The 15,328-nt window shown below is 70.6% G+C and carries 10 protein-coding genes and 1 pseudogene; 7 read left to right on the forward strand and 4 right to left on the reverse strand.

Features of this window, described 5'->3' with window-relative positions:
• Positions 1-71 precede the first annotated feature (71 nt).
• The 5 genes and pseudogenes from feoB to pgl form a co-directional block, all read left to right on the forward strand.
• Positions 72-1,517 (forward strand): annotated as a pseudogene (gene feoB, locus BCHO_RS08285) (ferrous iron transport protein B); the annotation flags it as partial.
• Positions 1,514-1,855 carry a hypothetical protein gene (locus BCHO_RS08290; protein WP_051354906.1) on the forward strand — a complete coding sequence of 114 codons (342 nt, stop codon included), beginning with the start codon at positions 1,514-1,516 and terminating at the stop codon, positions 1,853-1,855. The pseudogene feoB and the gene BCHO_RS08290, both read left to right, overlap by 4 nt.
• A 69-nt stretch (positions 1,856-1,924) precedes the next feature.
• Positions 1,925-3,493 carry a glucose-6-phosphate dehydrogenase gene (gene zwf, locus BCHO_RS08295; RefSeq protein ID WP_033491510.1) on the forward strand — a complete coding sequence of 523 codons (1,569 nt, stop codon included), beginning with the start codon at positions 1,925-1,927 and terminating at the stop codon, positions 3,491-3,493.
• On the forward strand, positions 3,490-4,470 hold the full coding sequence (locus BCHO_RS08300; protein ID WP_024541220.1) for a glucose-6-phosphate dehydrogenase assembly protein OpcA: 981 nt from the start codon (positions 3,490-3,492) through the stop codon (positions 4,468-4,470). Before zwf ends, BCHO_RS08300 begins: the two co-directional genes overlap by 4 nt.
• Positions 4,467-5,267: a 6-phosphogluconolactonase gene (pgl, locus tag BCHO_RS08305; RefSeq protein ID WP_029675595.1), complete on the forward strand. Its 801-nt coding sequence runs from the start codon at positions 4,467-4,469 to the stop codon at positions 5,265-5,267. Before BCHO_RS08300 ends, pgl begins: the two co-directional genes overlap by 4 nt.
• An 88-nt stretch (positions 5,268-5,355) precedes the next feature.
• Here pgl and gndA read toward each other — a convergent pair whose 3' ends face one another.
• Positions 5,356-6,813, reverse strand: coding sequence for an NADP-dependent phosphogluconate dehydrogenase (gene gndA, locus BCHO_RS08310; protein ID WP_024541218.1), 1,458 nt, complete (start codon positions 6,811-6,813; stop codon positions 5,356-5,358).
• 143 nt (positions 6,814-6,956) lie between these two features.
• On the reverse strand, positions 6,957-7,691 hold the full coding sequence (locus BCHO_RS08315; RefSeq protein ID WP_024541217.1) for a Type 1 glutamine amidotransferase-like domain-containing protein: 735 nt from the start codon (positions 7,689-7,691) through the stop codon (positions 6,957-6,959).
• 174 nt (positions 7,692-7,865) lie between these two features.
• On the opposite strand from BCHO_RS08315, the gene brnQ reads away from it, so the two are divergent.
• On the forward strand, positions 7,866-9,353 hold the full coding sequence (gene brnQ / locus BCHO_RS08320; RefSeq protein ID WP_024541216.1) for a branched-chain amino acid transport system II carrier protein: 1,488 nt from the start codon (positions 7,866-7,868) through the stop codon (positions 9,351-9,353).
• 94 nt (positions 9,354-9,447) lie between these two features.
• Here brnQ and BCHO_RS08325 read toward each other — a convergent pair whose 3' ends face one another.
• On the reverse strand, positions 9,448-12,291 hold the full coding sequence (locus tag BCHO_RS08325; RefSeq protein WP_024541215.1) for a heavy metal translocating P-type ATPase: 2,844 nt from the start codon (positions 12,289-12,291) through the stop codon (positions 9,448-9,450).
• 280 nt (positions 12,292-12,571) lie between these two features.
• On the opposite strand from BCHO_RS08325, the gene BCHO_RS08330 reads away from it, so the two are divergent.
• Positions 12,572-13,369, forward strand: a complete 798-nt coding sequence (locus tag BCHO_RS08330) for an SDR family NAD(P)-dependent oxidoreductase (RefSeq protein ID WP_024541214.1) — start codon at positions 12,572-12,574, stop codon at positions 13,367-13,369.
• Positions 13,370-13,503: 134 nt separating this feature from the next.
• Here BCHO_RS08330 and BCHO_RS08335 read toward each other — a convergent pair whose 3' ends face one another.
• Complete coding sequence (locus BCHO_RS08335; protein ID WP_024541213.1) at positions 13,504-15,279, reverse strand: DEAD/DEAH box helicase; 1,776 nt, start codon at positions 15,277-15,279, stop codon at positions 13,504-13,506.
• Positions 15,280-15,328: the final 49 nt, after the last annotated feature.

A 15,328-nucleotide genomic window follows, 5' to 3' on the forward strand; every position in this document is an offset into this window, starting at 1 on the left:
CAGCCGCTCGGTGACGACGTCGCGCAGATTCGTGACGGTCGCGACGACCCAGATCGGCGCGGGCGGCCGCGCTGATGGACGCCGTCGGCGTGCATCTGTCCGGCACGCCGATGCCGCACGGCCTGACGAAGGTGCAGGTCGGCGACGTCGACGCGCGCGACTGGGTCGAGGGCGGCGCCGACGCGCGCTTCGACTGGCYGCCCGACGTGCTCTCCAGGCTCGACATGCGGGCGCGCGACCGCGTCACCGTCTCCGACCGCATCGACCGCGTATTGCTCAACCCGGTCCTCGGCGTCGTCGCCTTTCTGCTGCTCATGCTCGGCGTGTTCGAGGCGACGACGACGCTCGCCGGCCCCGCCCAGGACTGGATCGACGGCGCCGTGCGCGACTGGCTCGTCGCCGGCGCCGACTGGCTCTTCGCGCGCTTCGGCCCCGCCGCGTCCGGTTCGTGGGTCCATTCGCTCGTCGTCGACGGCGTCATCGACGGCGTCGTCGCCGTCGCCACCTTCATCCCGCCGATGGGCATCATGTTCATCCTGCTGAGCCTGCTCGAGGATTCCGGCTACCTCGCGCGTGCCGCCTTCGTCATGGACCGCGCGATGCGCTGCATGGGCCTCGACGGCCGCGCGTTCCTGCCGATCGTCATCGGCTTCGGCTGCAACCTGCCGGCGCTCGCCGCCACGCGCACATTGCCCGATTCGCGCCAACGCGTCCTCGTCGGCATGCTCGTGCCGTTCTCGAGCTGCACGGCGCGCCTGAGCGTCTACCTCGTGCTCGCCTACGCGTTCTTCCGCGACCGGGCCGGCCTCGTCGTCTTCCTGATGTACGTGTGCTCGATCGTGCTCATCCTGCTCGTCGGCGTCCTGCTGCGCCGCGTGCGCTTCACCGACGTGCGCTCCGAGCCGTTCGCGATGAGCCTGCCGCCCTACCAGGTGCCGCGCCTGATCACGCTCGGCCGCTCGGTGCTGATGCGGCTGTGGGGCTTCGTGCGCGGCGCGAGCACGATCATCGTCTCGATGCTCGTCGTCATGTGGCTGCTGCAGTCGATCCCGGCGACCGCCGCGGCCGGCTCCTTCGCGAAGGTCGACGACGTGCACGATTCCCTCTACGGCGTCGTCGCCGACCATGTCGCCCCGGTCTTCGCGCCCGCCGGCTTCGACGACTGGCACGCCTCGGCGGCGCTGATGACCGGCTTCGTCGCCAAGGAGGTCGTCGTCGCGTCGATGGCGCAGTCCTACAGCATCGACACCGGCGACGAGGACGAGCAGCAGCAGGGCGAGGGTTCGCTCGGCGCCGCGATGCGCGCCTCCTTCGACGAGAGCTCGGGCGGCCACGGACGCGCCGCCGCGATCGCGTTCATGCTGTTCACGCTCGCGTACACGCCGTGCCTGGCGACGGTCGCCGAACTCAGACGGCAGTATTCGACGCGCATCGCGATGCAGTCGGTCGGACTCGGACTCGTCGTCGCCTATCTGCTTGCCGTCGTCGCGTTCCAGACGCTGAGGTGGCTGCTATGAGCGGCTTCAGGCGCACCGGCGACGGGCGCCGGCCGGCGCGCGGCGCACGCACGCACGTCGTCGCCGCCGTCGTCGCCGATCTGGAGGCCGGCATGAGCGTCGCGCAGTGCGCGGCCGGACGCGGGCTGCCGCGCGACTTCGTCGAGCAGATCGTCGAGCATGCGCGCGCGCACGGCATGATCGACGTCGTCGAGCTGACGGCCGGCTGCTCGGCCGGACCGTGCGAGCCGTCGCCCGGTTCGATCGTCTGCGCCGGCTGCCCGCTGCGTCCTGCGGCGGCGAAGGCCGGCCCGTCGATCGCCGCGCGCATCAGGGCGCGCATGCGATCGCACGCGTAGGACGCATCCATTGCCCCGAGCGTGGAAAAGCGGCGTGCGCGTACGGACGGGGACGCGGGCGGCGCTAGGATGGCAGACATGACACAGACAACTGAACAAGGGGCGGCGCCGCTCGATTGGGTCAACCCGCTGAGGGACCCCAGGGATCTGCGCCTTCCCCGCATCGCAGGACCATGCAGCATCGTGATCTTCGGCGTGACCGGCGACCTGTCGCGCAAGAAGCTGCTGCCGGCCATCTATGATCTGGCGAACCGCGGCCTGCTGCCGCCGAGCTTCGGCCTGACCGGCTTCGCGCGGCGCGACTGGACCGAGGACCACTTCAAGGAGTTCGTCAAGGAGAACGTGCAGGCGCACTGCCGCACGCAGTTCAACGACGCGACCTGGGACCAGCTCGCCCGCGGCATCCGCTTCGTGCGCGGCACCTTCGAGGACCCGGATGCCTTCGCGCGCCTGAGCGACACCGTCGCCGAGCTCGACCGCGACCGCGGTACGCGCGGCAACCACGCGTTCTACATGTCGGTACCGCCGCGCGACTTCCCGATCGTGGCGCGCCAGCTGGCGAACTGCGGCCTGGCGAAGTCCGGCGAGGACGCGTGGCGCCGCGTCATCATCGAGAAGCCCTTCGGCCACGACCTGGCGAGCGCGCAGCAGCTCGACGAGGTCATCTCCGAGGTCTTCGACCCCGATTCGGTGTTCCGCATCGACCACTATCTGGGCAAGGAGACCGTGCAGAACCTGCTCGCGCTGCGCTTCGCGAACACGATGTACGAGCCGATCTGGAACGCGAACTACGTCGACCATGTGCAGATCACGATGGCCGAGGACATCGGCGTCGCCGGGCGCGCCGGCTACTACGACGGCATCGGCGCGGCCAGGGACGTCATCCAGAACCATCTGCTGCAGCTCATGGCGCTCACGGCGATGGAGGAGCCGGTCTCGTTCTCGGCGCGCGACCTGATGGCCGAGAAGACGAAGGTGCTCTCCGCCGTGCGGCTGCCGCGCGACCTGGCCGCCCACACGGCGCGAGGCCAGTACTCGGCCGGCTGGCAAGGCTCGGAGCCGGTGTGCGGCTATCTCGAGGAGAAGGGCATCGACCCGGATTCGACGACCGAGACCTACGCGGCGATCCGCCTCGACATCGACACGCGCCGCTGGGCCGGCGTCCCCTTCTACCTGCGCACCGGCAAGCGTCTGGGCAGGCGCGTCACCGAGATCGCGCTCGTCTTCAAGCGCGCCCCGCATCTGCCCTTCGAGTCGACGGCGACGCAGGAGCTCGGCAAGAACGCGATCGTCATCCGCGTCCAGCCCTACGAGGGCGTCACGATCCGCTTCGGCTCGAAGGTGCCGGGGGTCACGTCGATGGAGGTGCGCGACGTGTCGATGGACTTCAGCTACGGCCGTTCGTTCACCGAGGCCTCCCCCGAGGCCTACGAGCGCCTGATTCTCGACGTGCTGCTCGGCGACCCGCCGCTGTTCCCGACGACGAAGGAGGTGGACCTGTCCTGGCGCATCCTCGACCCGATCGAGGACTTCTGGTCGACGCTGGGACAGCCGCAGCCCTACCGCGCCGGTACGTGGGGCCCGCAGGAGGCCGTGGAGATGCTTGCACGCGACGGACACCGTTGGAGGATGCCATGATCATTACGATGCGGGACACCGAGACCAATGAGATCTCGAACAAGATCGACGAACTGCACGAGGAGCGCGGCGAGGTCGCGCTCGGCCGCGTGCTGACGCTGCTCATCGTCACCGACGAGGACCATCTCGAGAACTCGCTCGCATTGGCGAACGACGCGAGCCGTGACCATCCGTGCCGCGTCATCGCGATCGCGCCGAGCTCGAGGCGCATGGGTGAGCCCGAGGAGGACCGCACCTACCTCGACGCCGAGGTGCGCATCGGCGCCGACGCCGGCGCGGGCGAGATCATCGTGCTGCGTCCGCGCGGCGGCCTCATCCACCATCTCGACACGCTCGTCACGCCGCTGCTCGTGCCGGATGCGCCGATCGTGGCCTGGTGGCCGACCGAGGCGCCGGCCAACCCGTCGAAGGACCTCGTCGGCGCGATGGCGCAGTCGCGCATCACCGACGCGATGCGTTCGGTCAACCCGATGCGCACGATCGAGGACCTGCGGCGCAACCGCTCGCCGAAGAACGTCGACATGTCGTGGACGAGGCTCACGCGCTGGCGCGCGCTGCTCGCGGCGATGCTCGACCAGCCGCCGCACATGCGCATCACGGCCGCGAACGTCGTCGGCGAGGCGGACTACCTGCCCAAGGACCTGCTCGCCGCATGGCTCGCCGTCAGCCTCGACATCCCGGTCTCGATCGAGACCGACGACGACGCGACGGCGATCTGCGCGGTGAACCTGACGCGCGAGGACGGAGGCGTGCTCAGCCTCGTGCGCTGCCACGACCACGACGACATCGTCACGATCAGCGTGCCCGAGCAGTCCGCGCAGACGATTCCGCTGCCGATGCGCTCGCTCGGCGACTGCCTGAGCGAGGAGCTCGGCCGCCTCTACCCCGACGAGATTTACGCGCGGGTCATCACCGACGGCTGGCGGCGCATCCACCCCGACGGCGCGAGGGACCGGCTGCAGGAGGACATGCGATGATCGAACGCGAACTCATCACCTACCCCGACCAGCGGCTGTTCGCCGAGGCGATCGCCGCGCGCACGTTGCTGACGATGAACGAGGTGCTCGACCGGCCCGACCGCGAGCGCGTCGACGTCGCCGTGACCGGCGGCACCGACGGCACGGCGATCCTCAGGGCGATCGCGTCCTCGCCGCTGCTCGACGTCGTCGACTGGCGCCGCGTGCACATCTGGTGGGGCGACGAACGCTTCGTGCCCGCCGACAGCGACGAGCGCAACGAGAAGCAGGCGCGCGGCGCATTGTTCGACTGTCTGGTCGCCGAGGGGCGCATGGACGACGCGCAGATTCACGCGATGCCGGCCGACACGCGCGACGCGCGGCAGCGTGCCGACGCGACGCCCCGGCAGACGCGCGACGCGCTGCGGCACGCGGCCGCCGTCTACCAGTCGGAGCTGCTCGGCGAGCTCGGCCAGGCGGCGGCGATGGACATCATGATGTTCGGCGTCGGACCCGACGGCCATTTCGCTTCGCTGTTCCCCGACCACAAGGAGCTGCTCGGCGACGACCCGGACGTCCTCGTGACCGGCGTCGACGACTCCCCCAAGCCGCCGCCGACGCGCCTGACCTTCACGGTGCCGATGATCGCCAGGACCGACTATCTGTGGATCTGCGGCTCGCGCGCGGCGAAGGCCGACGCGATGGCGCAGACCTTCACGAACGAGCGCGACATGCACTATCCGGCGTCCTTCGCCGACGCGCGACGCCAGCTGCTGTGGATCGGCGACGAGGCGTCGACGGCGAAGCTGCGCGCCTGAACGGCGACCGTCCGCCGCACGCAACCGGACGACGAAGGCCGCCGACCCCTATCCCGGGGTCGGCGGCCTTCGCATATGCACGGGGCCGTCAGTCGGCCATCCTCACTTCCCGCTGGCCGGGCTCGGCCCACAGGATGTGCCAGGCGCCCGGCTGGTCCACGCGGCGGTAGGTGTGGGCGCCGAACAGGTCGCGCTGCCCCTGGATGAGGGCGGCCGGCAGACGCCTGGCGCGCAGGCCGTCGAAGTACGCGAGCGACGATGAGAAGACCGGCGCCGGCAGGCCGACCTCGGCCGTCGTGGCCACGACGTGGCGCCAGTCGGACTCGCTGGCCTCGATGCCCTGCTTGAAATAGGGGGCGAACAGCAGCGAGACGTCGGCGGCACCGTCCTCGAAGGCTTCGGAGATGCGGTCGAGGAACTTCGCGCGGATGATGCAGCCGGCGCGCCAGATGCGCGCCAGATGCGCCATGTCGATGTCCCAGCCGTAGGTCTCGGCGGCGCGCGAGATCTCGTTGAAGCCCTGCGCGTACGCGACGATCTTCGACGCGTACAGCGCCTGGCGGATGCGTTCGATGAAGGCCTCGCGTGTCTCGACGCCGAGTTCGATGTGGCCGTCGGGGCCCTCGAACGGGTCGGCCTGCGCCTTGTCGCGCAGCGCCGTCTGGTCGGACAGGCCGCGTGCGAACACGGCCTCGGCGATGCCGGTGACCGGCACGCCGAGCTCGAGAGCCGTCTGCACGGTCCACGTGCCGGTGCCCTTCATGCCGGCATGGTCGAGGATGACGTCGACGAGCGGCTTGCCGGTCTGCGGGTCCTTCTTGTGCAGCACTTCGGCCGTGATCTCGATGAGGTAGGAGTCGAGGTCGGTGCCGTTCCACCGCGCGAAGACGTCGCCGATCTCGTCGGGCGTCATGCCCAGGCCGCGGCGCATGATGTCATAGCTTTCGGCGATGAGCTGCATGTCTGCGTATTCGATGCCGTTGTGCACCATCTTGACGAAGTGGCCGGCGCCGTTCTCGCCGACGTGCATGACGCACGGTTCGCCGTCGTCCGCCTTCGCGGCGATCGATTCGAGGATCGGCTTGAGGCGCTCCCACGACGCGTCGGAGCCGCCGGGCATCATCGACGGGCCGAGCAGCGCGCCCTCCTCGCCGCCGGAGACGCCCATGCCGACGAAGTGCAGGCCCTTGGCGCGCAGCTCCTTCTCGCGGCGGATCGTGTCCTTGAAGTACGAGTTGCCGCCGTCGACGATGATGTCGCCCGGCTCCATGTACTCGGCGAGCTCGTCGATGACGGCGTCGGTCGCCGCGCCGGCCTTGACCATGATGATCGCGGTGCGGGGCCTCTCGAGCAGGTCGACGAACTCCTTGACGGTCTTCGCCGGATAGAACTCGCCCTCGTCGCCGTAGTCGTCGAGCAGGTGCTCGGTGCGCGAATAGTGCCGGTTGTAGACGGCGACCCGGTTGCCGTGGCGGGCGAGGTTGCGTGCCAGGCTCGCGCCCATCGCGGCGAGTCCGACAACTCCGACGTTTGCTTCTGCGCTCATATGCGTTCCTCCATTGCTGGTGACGATGTCGCTGTGACGATACCGCCCCCAAGTCTAACGCACCGCGCCGCCGCGCGGCCATATCGCCGTCCATGTCTCGCCACCGGCGCATCCGCGTCCGTGCGGCCCATGCCGGCCGTGCGCTACAGCAGCCGCGCGGCTGCCGAGCCGGTGGCGAGGCGGCGCATACGCCCGCCTTCGGCGAGCAGCGCCTCGTCGTTGCGCAGCGGCAGGTATCCGGCGTCGCCGGCGTGCATATGCAGGATCTCGTCGGCCGCCGCGCCGAGCATACGGCCGCCGACGTGCGGGACGACATGCACGTCGGTAAGGCCGAGCCCCGGCGTCGGTGCGGCGGGCCGACGCCGCGCGCGCAACGTCGTCGCCGGTTCGCGGCGGGCGTCCATCGGCGCGATGTAGTCGATGTCCGGGGCCGCGACGACGGCGCCGGCCGATTCTCCCACATACGGCACGCCCGAGTCGACGAGTTCCCGGATGAGCGGCGCGACGCCGGCGGCGCGCAGGCAGCGCATCAGATGGAAGCTGTTGCCGCCGCACAGGTACAGCAGGTCGCAGCCGCGCAGCAGCGAGCAGATCCGCGAGCGCCTCCCGTCCAAGTCGACGACGCGCACGTCGAGGCCGCGCAGACGCCACCACGGCGCCGTCATCCGGTTCGCGAAGCCGTAGTGTTCGGCGAAGCTCGCGTTCGGGACGAAGCCGACGACGGCGCCGCGACGCAGGCCGAGCCATCGGCGCATGAGCGGCAGCAGCCCGGCCGCCGACGACGCGAGCAGCAGCCGTCGGCGAGACGGTGCGCCCGTACCGCCGCCCGCCGCCTTGCCCTCCTCCATGCCGATGATGCCGTCCGCCGATTGCCGCATCCGATCCCCTTTCATCGCCGCCCATGCCACGCCGTCTTCAGTGTAGGAAGGCGCTGCGGGCGCCCCGGCCGCCGTTCGCCGTACGCGGGCGTCGCATTCCGCTCCGCTCACGGCTCCTATACTTGAGGGCGACCATCCTTTCCCATCGATTCATTCTGGAGGCGATCCGACGTCATGCGCGCACCGAACTCCCATTCCCATCCCACAACGTCCGGCGGTGCGCACGGCGCCGACGACCCGGCGTCCGAGAACGCCGTCGAGGTCGCGCAGGACATCGCCGAACACGTCGAGCAGGCCGACGGCGCGCGGCTGCCCGGCGCGGGTGAGACGCGGCTGACGAGACGGCAGCGCGTCATCGTCGGCATCACGTTCTTCTCGATGTTCTTTGGCGCCGGCAACCTCATCTTCCCGCCGTATCTGGGTGCGCTCGCCGGCAGCCGCACGGCGCTCGGCATGGTCGGCTTCGTCGTCTCCGCCGTCGGCCTGCCGATCCTCGGCGTCATCGTCGTCGCGCGCGCCGGCGGCTTCGCCAACCTCAGCGCGCGCGTGTCCAGGCGCTTCGCGCTCGTGCTCGGCGTGGCGATCATGCTCACGATCGGCCCGCTGTTCGCGATTCCGCGCACGGCGTCCACATCCTTCGAGATGGCGGTGGCGCCCTTCGTCGGAGACGACCCCGGCGTCACCCAGCTGATCTATTCGATCGTCTTCTTCGCGCTCGCCTGGCTCGTCGCGCAGCACCCCGACCGCCTGTCGCAGGTGCTCGGCAAGATCATGGGCCCGCTGCTGCTCGTCATGATCGCCGTCCTGTTCGTCACCTGCCTGTGCGTGCACCATCCGCCCTTCGCCGCGCCGGGCGGTGCGTACGCGCACCATCAGCTCATGCAGGGCTTCCTCGACGGCTACCAGACGATGGACCTGCTCGCCGGCCTGTACTTCGGCATCGTCATCTCGGCGAACATCGGCGCGATGGGCGTGCGCGACGAGCACGGCAACCGCCGCGAGACCGCCCTCGGCGGCCTGTTCACCGGCGTCATGCTCGTCGTCATCTACGCGATGCTCGGTTTCGTCGGCGCCGTCTCCGGCTCGTACCGCGGCATCGACGGCGAGAAGGACACCGGCGCGACGGTGCTCACGAACCTCACCGAGCAGGTCTTCGGCCACGCCGGCACCGTCTTCGTCGGCGTCATCTTCGTCGTCGCCTGCTTCAACGTGTGCGCGGGGCTCATCTCCACCTGCGCGTCGTATTTCCACAGGCAGTTCCCGCATGCGCTCTCCTACCGCGTCTGGACGCTCGCGTTCGCGCTCGTCGCGCTCGTCATCGCGAACATCGGCCTGAGCGCGATCATCAACCTGTCGGTGCCGGTGCTCGAGGCGCTCTACCCGATTGCGATCGTCCTCGTCGTCCTGTCGCTGTTCGACTCCGTCTTCACGAGCCGTTTCCCGGCCGTCTACTTCTGGACGGTGCTGCTCACGGCCATCGACAGCATCGCCAACGGCGTCGTCGGCCTCGTCGCCGCGCTCGGCGGCCGCTGGACGTGGCTCGAGACGGCGTGCGGATGGATGCCGCTCAACGACCTGGCGCTCGGCTGGCTCGTGCCGGCCGGCCTCGGCGTCGTCATCGGCGTCGTCGTCTCGCTCGTGCGCGGCCGGCGCCGCGCCTGACGGCCGCCGAATTCCGATACGAATGCGCCGCGGGGCGCGCACCGGATCGCCGGCGCGCGCCCCGCGGCGCATTCGTCGTAACGATGGACGGCGCTCAGTCGTCCACGTAGCTCGACGGGTTCGTGTCGAAGACCTCGGCGCAGTGCGGGTTGCAGAAGTAGATCGTGCGGCCGTGCCACACGCGCTTGGCGGCGGCCGCCTTCGGGTCGACCGTCATGCCGCACACCGGGTCGATGACGTCCTCGGCATCGGCTTCCTCCTGCCTGAGCTGCTCGTCGATCGCATCCTCGAGGATCCCCGCTGCCGTTTCATCTGCCATCGCATGTCCTTTCGTTGCAGTGTCCTTGGTTCCGTCACCATTGTGCACACGGCCCGCGCCGCCGCGCGCCGCCTCGAGCGTCGATTCACCGATGGGCGCAGCGTGCATCGCGTAGCGGTGCGCGCGTCCGGAGACGAAGGCGTGCAGCCTGTTCGCGTTGAGCACGACCGACAGCGACGAGAACGCCATCGCCGCGCCGGCGATCATCGGGTTGAGCAGCACGTGCCAGACCGGGTAGAGCACGCCGGCGGCCACCGGGATGCCCAGGCCGTTGTAGCCGAGCGCGAACCCGAGGTTCTGGCGGATGTTGCGCATCGTCGCATGCGCGAGGTCGAGCGCGGTGACGACCGACGTGAGCGAGCCGTTCATCAGCGTGACGTCGGCCGATTCGATCGCGACGTCGGTGCCGGTGCCCATCGCCATGCCGAGGTCGGCGCGGGCGAGCGCGGGCGCGTCGTTGATGCCGTCGCCGACCATCGCCACATGCCGTCCCTGGCGCTGCAGCGCGAGGATGACCGATTCCTTGTCCTCGGGACGCACGTCGGCGACGACATGCGCGATGCCGGCCTCGCGCGCGATCGCGTCGGCCGTCAGGCGGTTGTCGCCGGTGAGCATGACGACGCCGATGCCGCGCGCATGCAGCGCGTCGACGGCGGCGCGCGCGTCGTCCTTGATCGTGTCGCGAATCGCGAACACGGCGACGACGCGGCCGTCGACGACGGCGACGACCGGCGTCGCGCCGTCCTGCGCGGCCAGGCGCATCGTCTCGCGCGCCGGGGCGAGGCCGTCGGCGCCGACGGATTCCCCGACGAAGCGGTCGGCGCCGACGACGACGTCGTGGCCGTCCACGTCAGCGCGCACGCCGCCTCCGGGCACGGCGACGAAGGTCAGGCATTCGGGGACGTCGAGATGGCGCGCATGGGCGGCCTCGACGACGGCGTGCGCGAGCGGATGCTCCGACTTCGCCTCGGCGGCGGCGACGACGGCGAGCGTCGCGTCGTCGATCGCAGCGTCGAAGGCGCCGTCGGCGCCAAGCGCGGCGATGCGGACGACGTGCGGCTCGCCGCGCGTGATCGTGCCGGTCTTGTCGAAGACGACGACGTCGATCTTCGCGGCCGTCTCGAGCGCCTCGGCGTTGCGGTAGAGCACGCCGTGGCGCGCGCCGCGTCCGGTCGCCGTCGTGATCGACAGCGGCGTGGCCAGACCGAGCGCGCACGGGCAGGCGATGACGAGCACGCAGATCGCGCAGATGAGTCCGTACAGGCCGCGCGGCGGCACGCCGACGCACCACCAGATGACGAAGGTCCAGATCGCGACGAGGACGACGGCCGGCACGAACACGCCGGCGACCTTGTCGGCCATGCGCTGGATCGGCGCCTTCGAGGTCTGTGCGGCACGCACGAGGCGGATGATGCCGGAGAGCGTCGTGTCGGCGCCGACGCGCGTCGCGCGGTAGCGCAGCGCGCCGGTCGTGTTCATCGTCGCGCCGGTGACCGGGTCGCCGACCGTCTTGGCGACCGGCAGCGACTCGCCGGTGATCATCGACTCGTCGACGGCGCTCGTGCCGGACACGACGACGCCGTCGACGGGCAGACGTTCGCCGGGGCGCACCTCGACGACGTCGCCGACGGCGATGTCCGCGGTCGCGACGGTCGTCGGACGTCCGTCGCGGATGACGGTCGCCGTGTCGGGACGCAGCCCGATGAGCTCGCGGATCGCGTCTCCGGTGCCGGCGCGCGCCTTCGCCTCGAGCAGCTGGCCGAGAATCATCAGCGTGATGATCGTGCCGACGGCCTCGTAGTACGGCGCGCGCGCCGCGGCCGGCAGCAGACCCGGCCATACCGTGGCGACGAGGCTGTAGCCGAAGGCGGCGATCGTGCCGAGCGTGACGAGCGAGTTCATCTCCGGCGCGCGGTGCGCGATCGCGAGCCATCCGGTGCGGTGCACCGGCCAGCCGCAGTAGAACATGACCGGGACCGTCAGCGCGAGCTGCAGCCACGGGCCGAGCGTCCACGCCGGCAGCGAGGCTCGCATCCAGACGCCGACGGACGGGATCATCGGCAGCATCGCGACGAGCAGCAGCGGCACCGTGAACACGGCGGCGACGACGAGACGGCGCGTCAGCGTCCGGATCTCGTGGGCCCGGTCGAGGTCCTCGGCATGCTGGCGCTCGCGCAGCATGTCGTCGCTTTCGGCGACGGCGGCCGGCGCGGCGGGCAACACCGTGGCGGCCGCGTCGCCGCCGTCGCCTTCGACGCGCAGCATGCCGTGGAGCATGTTCATGCCGCAGGCGAAGGGATAGTCGCCGGCGGGCAGCGCCGGCAGCGGCAGTTCGGTGTGCGCGAAGGCCGGCAGCGCGGCGTCGACGCCGAGGTCGGCGAAGACGACGTGCGACGAGCATTCGCCGCCCTCGCGCCGGTCGAAGTCGATGAGCGTCGGCACGCCGGCGCGCACGATGACCTCGCCCGGTTCATAGCCGCCCTTGACCTCGATGCGCACCCGCTGCACGCCGCCGGACACGTCCTCATCCGCGTGCGCGGCGCGCCGGGGCGCGAGGAAATACCACAGCAGCAGCGCGCTGAGCAGCGCCGCCGCGACGATGATGCCCGCAGTCGCCATCGTTTCGCTCCTTGCCCTATGCCAATACATCGGAAAAGCCGGCGCCCCGATCATCGGGCACGCCCGTGACGGACCGCTGGCACCACCAGAATCAACGCCGGCGGCGCGCCTGCTATTCCATATGGACGCCCCGCGGGCATGTCGCGCACGGCGTCGGCGACGAGCTGAACACATCCCGGACCCAGCGGCGGCGGACTACAGTGGGCGGCGACGACGCGCGCGGGAGCGCCGGCGGGGACGTCCCGCGCGACCTGCGCAACCCCGCGGAAAGGACCCCATCATGACGACACTGATCACAGGAGCCACCGGCGGCATCGGCAGGGAGCTCGCGCTGCGCTGTGCGCAGCACGACGCCGACCTCGTCATCACCGGACGCGACGCCGGCAGGCTCGCCGTGCTCAAGGCGACGCTCGAACACGACCTCAACGCGCACGTCATCGCCGTCACGATCGACCTGGCGCATCCCGACGCCGCGCAGCGCCTGCACCGTTTCACGCGCGAACGCGGCATCGCCGTCGACACGCTCGTCAACGACGCCGGATTCGGCGACTGGAGCGCCTTCCTCGACATGGACGGGACGCGGATGCGCGCGATGATGCAGGTGAACATGGTCACGCTCGCCGAGCTCATGCGCCGCTTCGGCGCCGACATGCGCGCACGCGGCCACGGCCGCATCCTCAACGTCGCGTCGGTCGCGTCGGTCGCCCCCGGACCGTACATGGCGATGTACTACGCGACGAAGGCCTTCGTGCGTTCGCTCGGCGAGGCGGTCGCCTACGAGCTGCGCGGCAGCGGCGTGACGGTGACGACGGTGTGCCCCGGCCCCGTGTCCACCGGATTCGAGAGCGCCGCGCACATGAGGGGGAAGAACTTCTACACATTGCCGGTGCTCAGGCCGTCGACGCCCGAACGCACGGCCGCCTTCGCCTATGCGAAGATGCAGGCCGGTAGCGCGCTCGCCTACCAGGGCGCGCTCGCGAAGATGGCGGCCTTCGGCGTGCGCCTCGTCCCGCGCGCGCTCGCCGCGAGGATCGCCGCGAAGCTCAACGGGGGCGATCCCGCCAGGCGGGACGAATAGGCGGACGGGACGGCGAGGCCGGCTGCATGACCGGCACGGCGTACGAACATCGATGAGGGGCGGCATCCGGAACATGTTCCGGATGCCGCCCCTCATCGCGATTGCATAGGCGTCGGCGATGGACATGCGCCCGCTCAGCGCGTGCGGAACGGCGCCGAACGGCGCTTGCCGTTGGCGCGCTTGCGCATGCCGCCGCCGCGCTTCTTCGCACCGCCGCGCCTGGCCGACTTGGCCTGGTCGCCGTTCTCCTGCCGACGCCTGCGGCGCGCATCCTCGCGGCGCTCCTGACGTTTGGCGTCCTCGCCGCGCTCGTCGCGCACGATGAGCTGCTCGCGGCGGTGGATGCGCTTGCCGCCATGGCGCTCCTCACTGCGACGCTCATCGCCGTGACGGCGACGCCCGCGCCGGTCGTCGCGACGGTCGTCATGGCGATGGTCGCGGCGCGGCTTCTCGTCACGGCCGGCCGGTTCGGCGGCCTGCGATTCGGCGGCGCGCACGCTGTGCACGTCGCCGAGGAAGCGCTGCGCGAACTCGCGGCGTTCGTCGTCGATCTGCCGCTGCAGCTCGCGGTTGCGTTCGCGGGTGCGGGTCTGGTTGCGCCGCGCCTTCGCGCTGCGCGACTGGCGCGCCTCGCGGCGTTCGGGCCTCCTGCCGTGCGGACGCTTGCCGCGCCGGCGTTCAAGCTCGGGCAGCTCCCATCCCTCGACGAGCGGCGCCGTCTCGCCGACGAGCTCGGCGACCTGCAGCGAGTCCGGACGGATCTCGAGCGGCTTGATCGTCAGCCCCGCGCGGCGCAGCAGCCCGCGCGCATAGCGCTTCTGGTCCGGCGTGACGATCGTGACGACATCACCGGCCTTGCCGGCGCGCGCCGTGCGTCCCGAACGGTGCAGGAACGACTTGGGGTCGTCCGGCGGGTCGACCTGGATGACGAGTTCGACGCCGCTGACGTCGATGCCGCGCGCGGCGACGTCGGTCGCGACGAGCACGTTCGTCGCCCCCGATTCGAAGGCCTGCAGGTTGCGGTCGCGCTGGTTCTGGCTGAGGTTGCCGTGCAGCTCCGCGGCCGGGATGCCCTGCTGCGTGAGCGCCTTCGCGAGCTTCTTCGCCTGGAACTTCGTGCGCGTGAACAGGATGCGGCGGCCCTTGCCGCTCGCGAGCGCGCGCACGAGCTCGTTCTTGTCGGCCTTCGTCGTCAGGAACACATGATGCGTCATCAGGTCGGCGCGGTCGGTCGCCTCGTCGACGCTGTGCACCTTCGGATCGTCGAGGAACTCGTCGACGACGGCGTCGACGCCATGGTCGAGCGTCGCCGAGAACAGCATGTGCTGCGCGTCGCGCGGGATCTGCGCGAGCAGACGCTTGATCGGCGGCAGGAAGCCCATGTCGGCCATCTCGTCGGCCTCGTCGAGCACTACGACGCGCACGTCGTCGAGCGTGAGCGCGCCCTGCTCGATGAGGTCCTCGAGACGGCCCGGGCAGGCGACGACGATCTGCGCGCCGTCGTTGAGGTCGCGCAACTGCCGCGCGTAGCGCACGCCGCCGTAGACGGTCGTCGTCGTCATCCCGTACAGCGCGGCGAGCGGCGCGACGACGTCGTTGATCTGGTTGGCGAGCTCGCGCGTCGGCGCGAGCACAAGGCCGCGCGGATGCGGTTTCGCGCCGCGCGGCTCGCGGCGGCCGTGCTCGCGGTCGTCGTCGAAGGATTCCGCGATGCGCGTCACGAGCGGGATCGCGAACGCGAGCGTCTTGCCGGAGCCGGTGCGGCCGCGGCCGAGCACGTCGCGGCCGGCGAGCGAATCGGGCAGCGTGTCCTGCTGGATCGGGAACGCGGCGCGTTTGCCCTCGTCGGCCAGCAGATGCACGATCGGGCTGTCGACGCCGAGCTCGGCGAAGGTCTTGGTCTCCTGCACGGCGGAATCGTCGACGCCGGATGCGGGGGTGATGTCGGATGGAACGGAT

Origin of the sequence: Bifidobacterium choerinum (assembly GCF_000741135.1) — a bacterium.
Lineage (GTDB): Bacteria > Actinomycetota > Actinomycetes > Actinomycetales > Bifidobacteriaceae > Bifidobacterium > Bifidobacterium choerinum.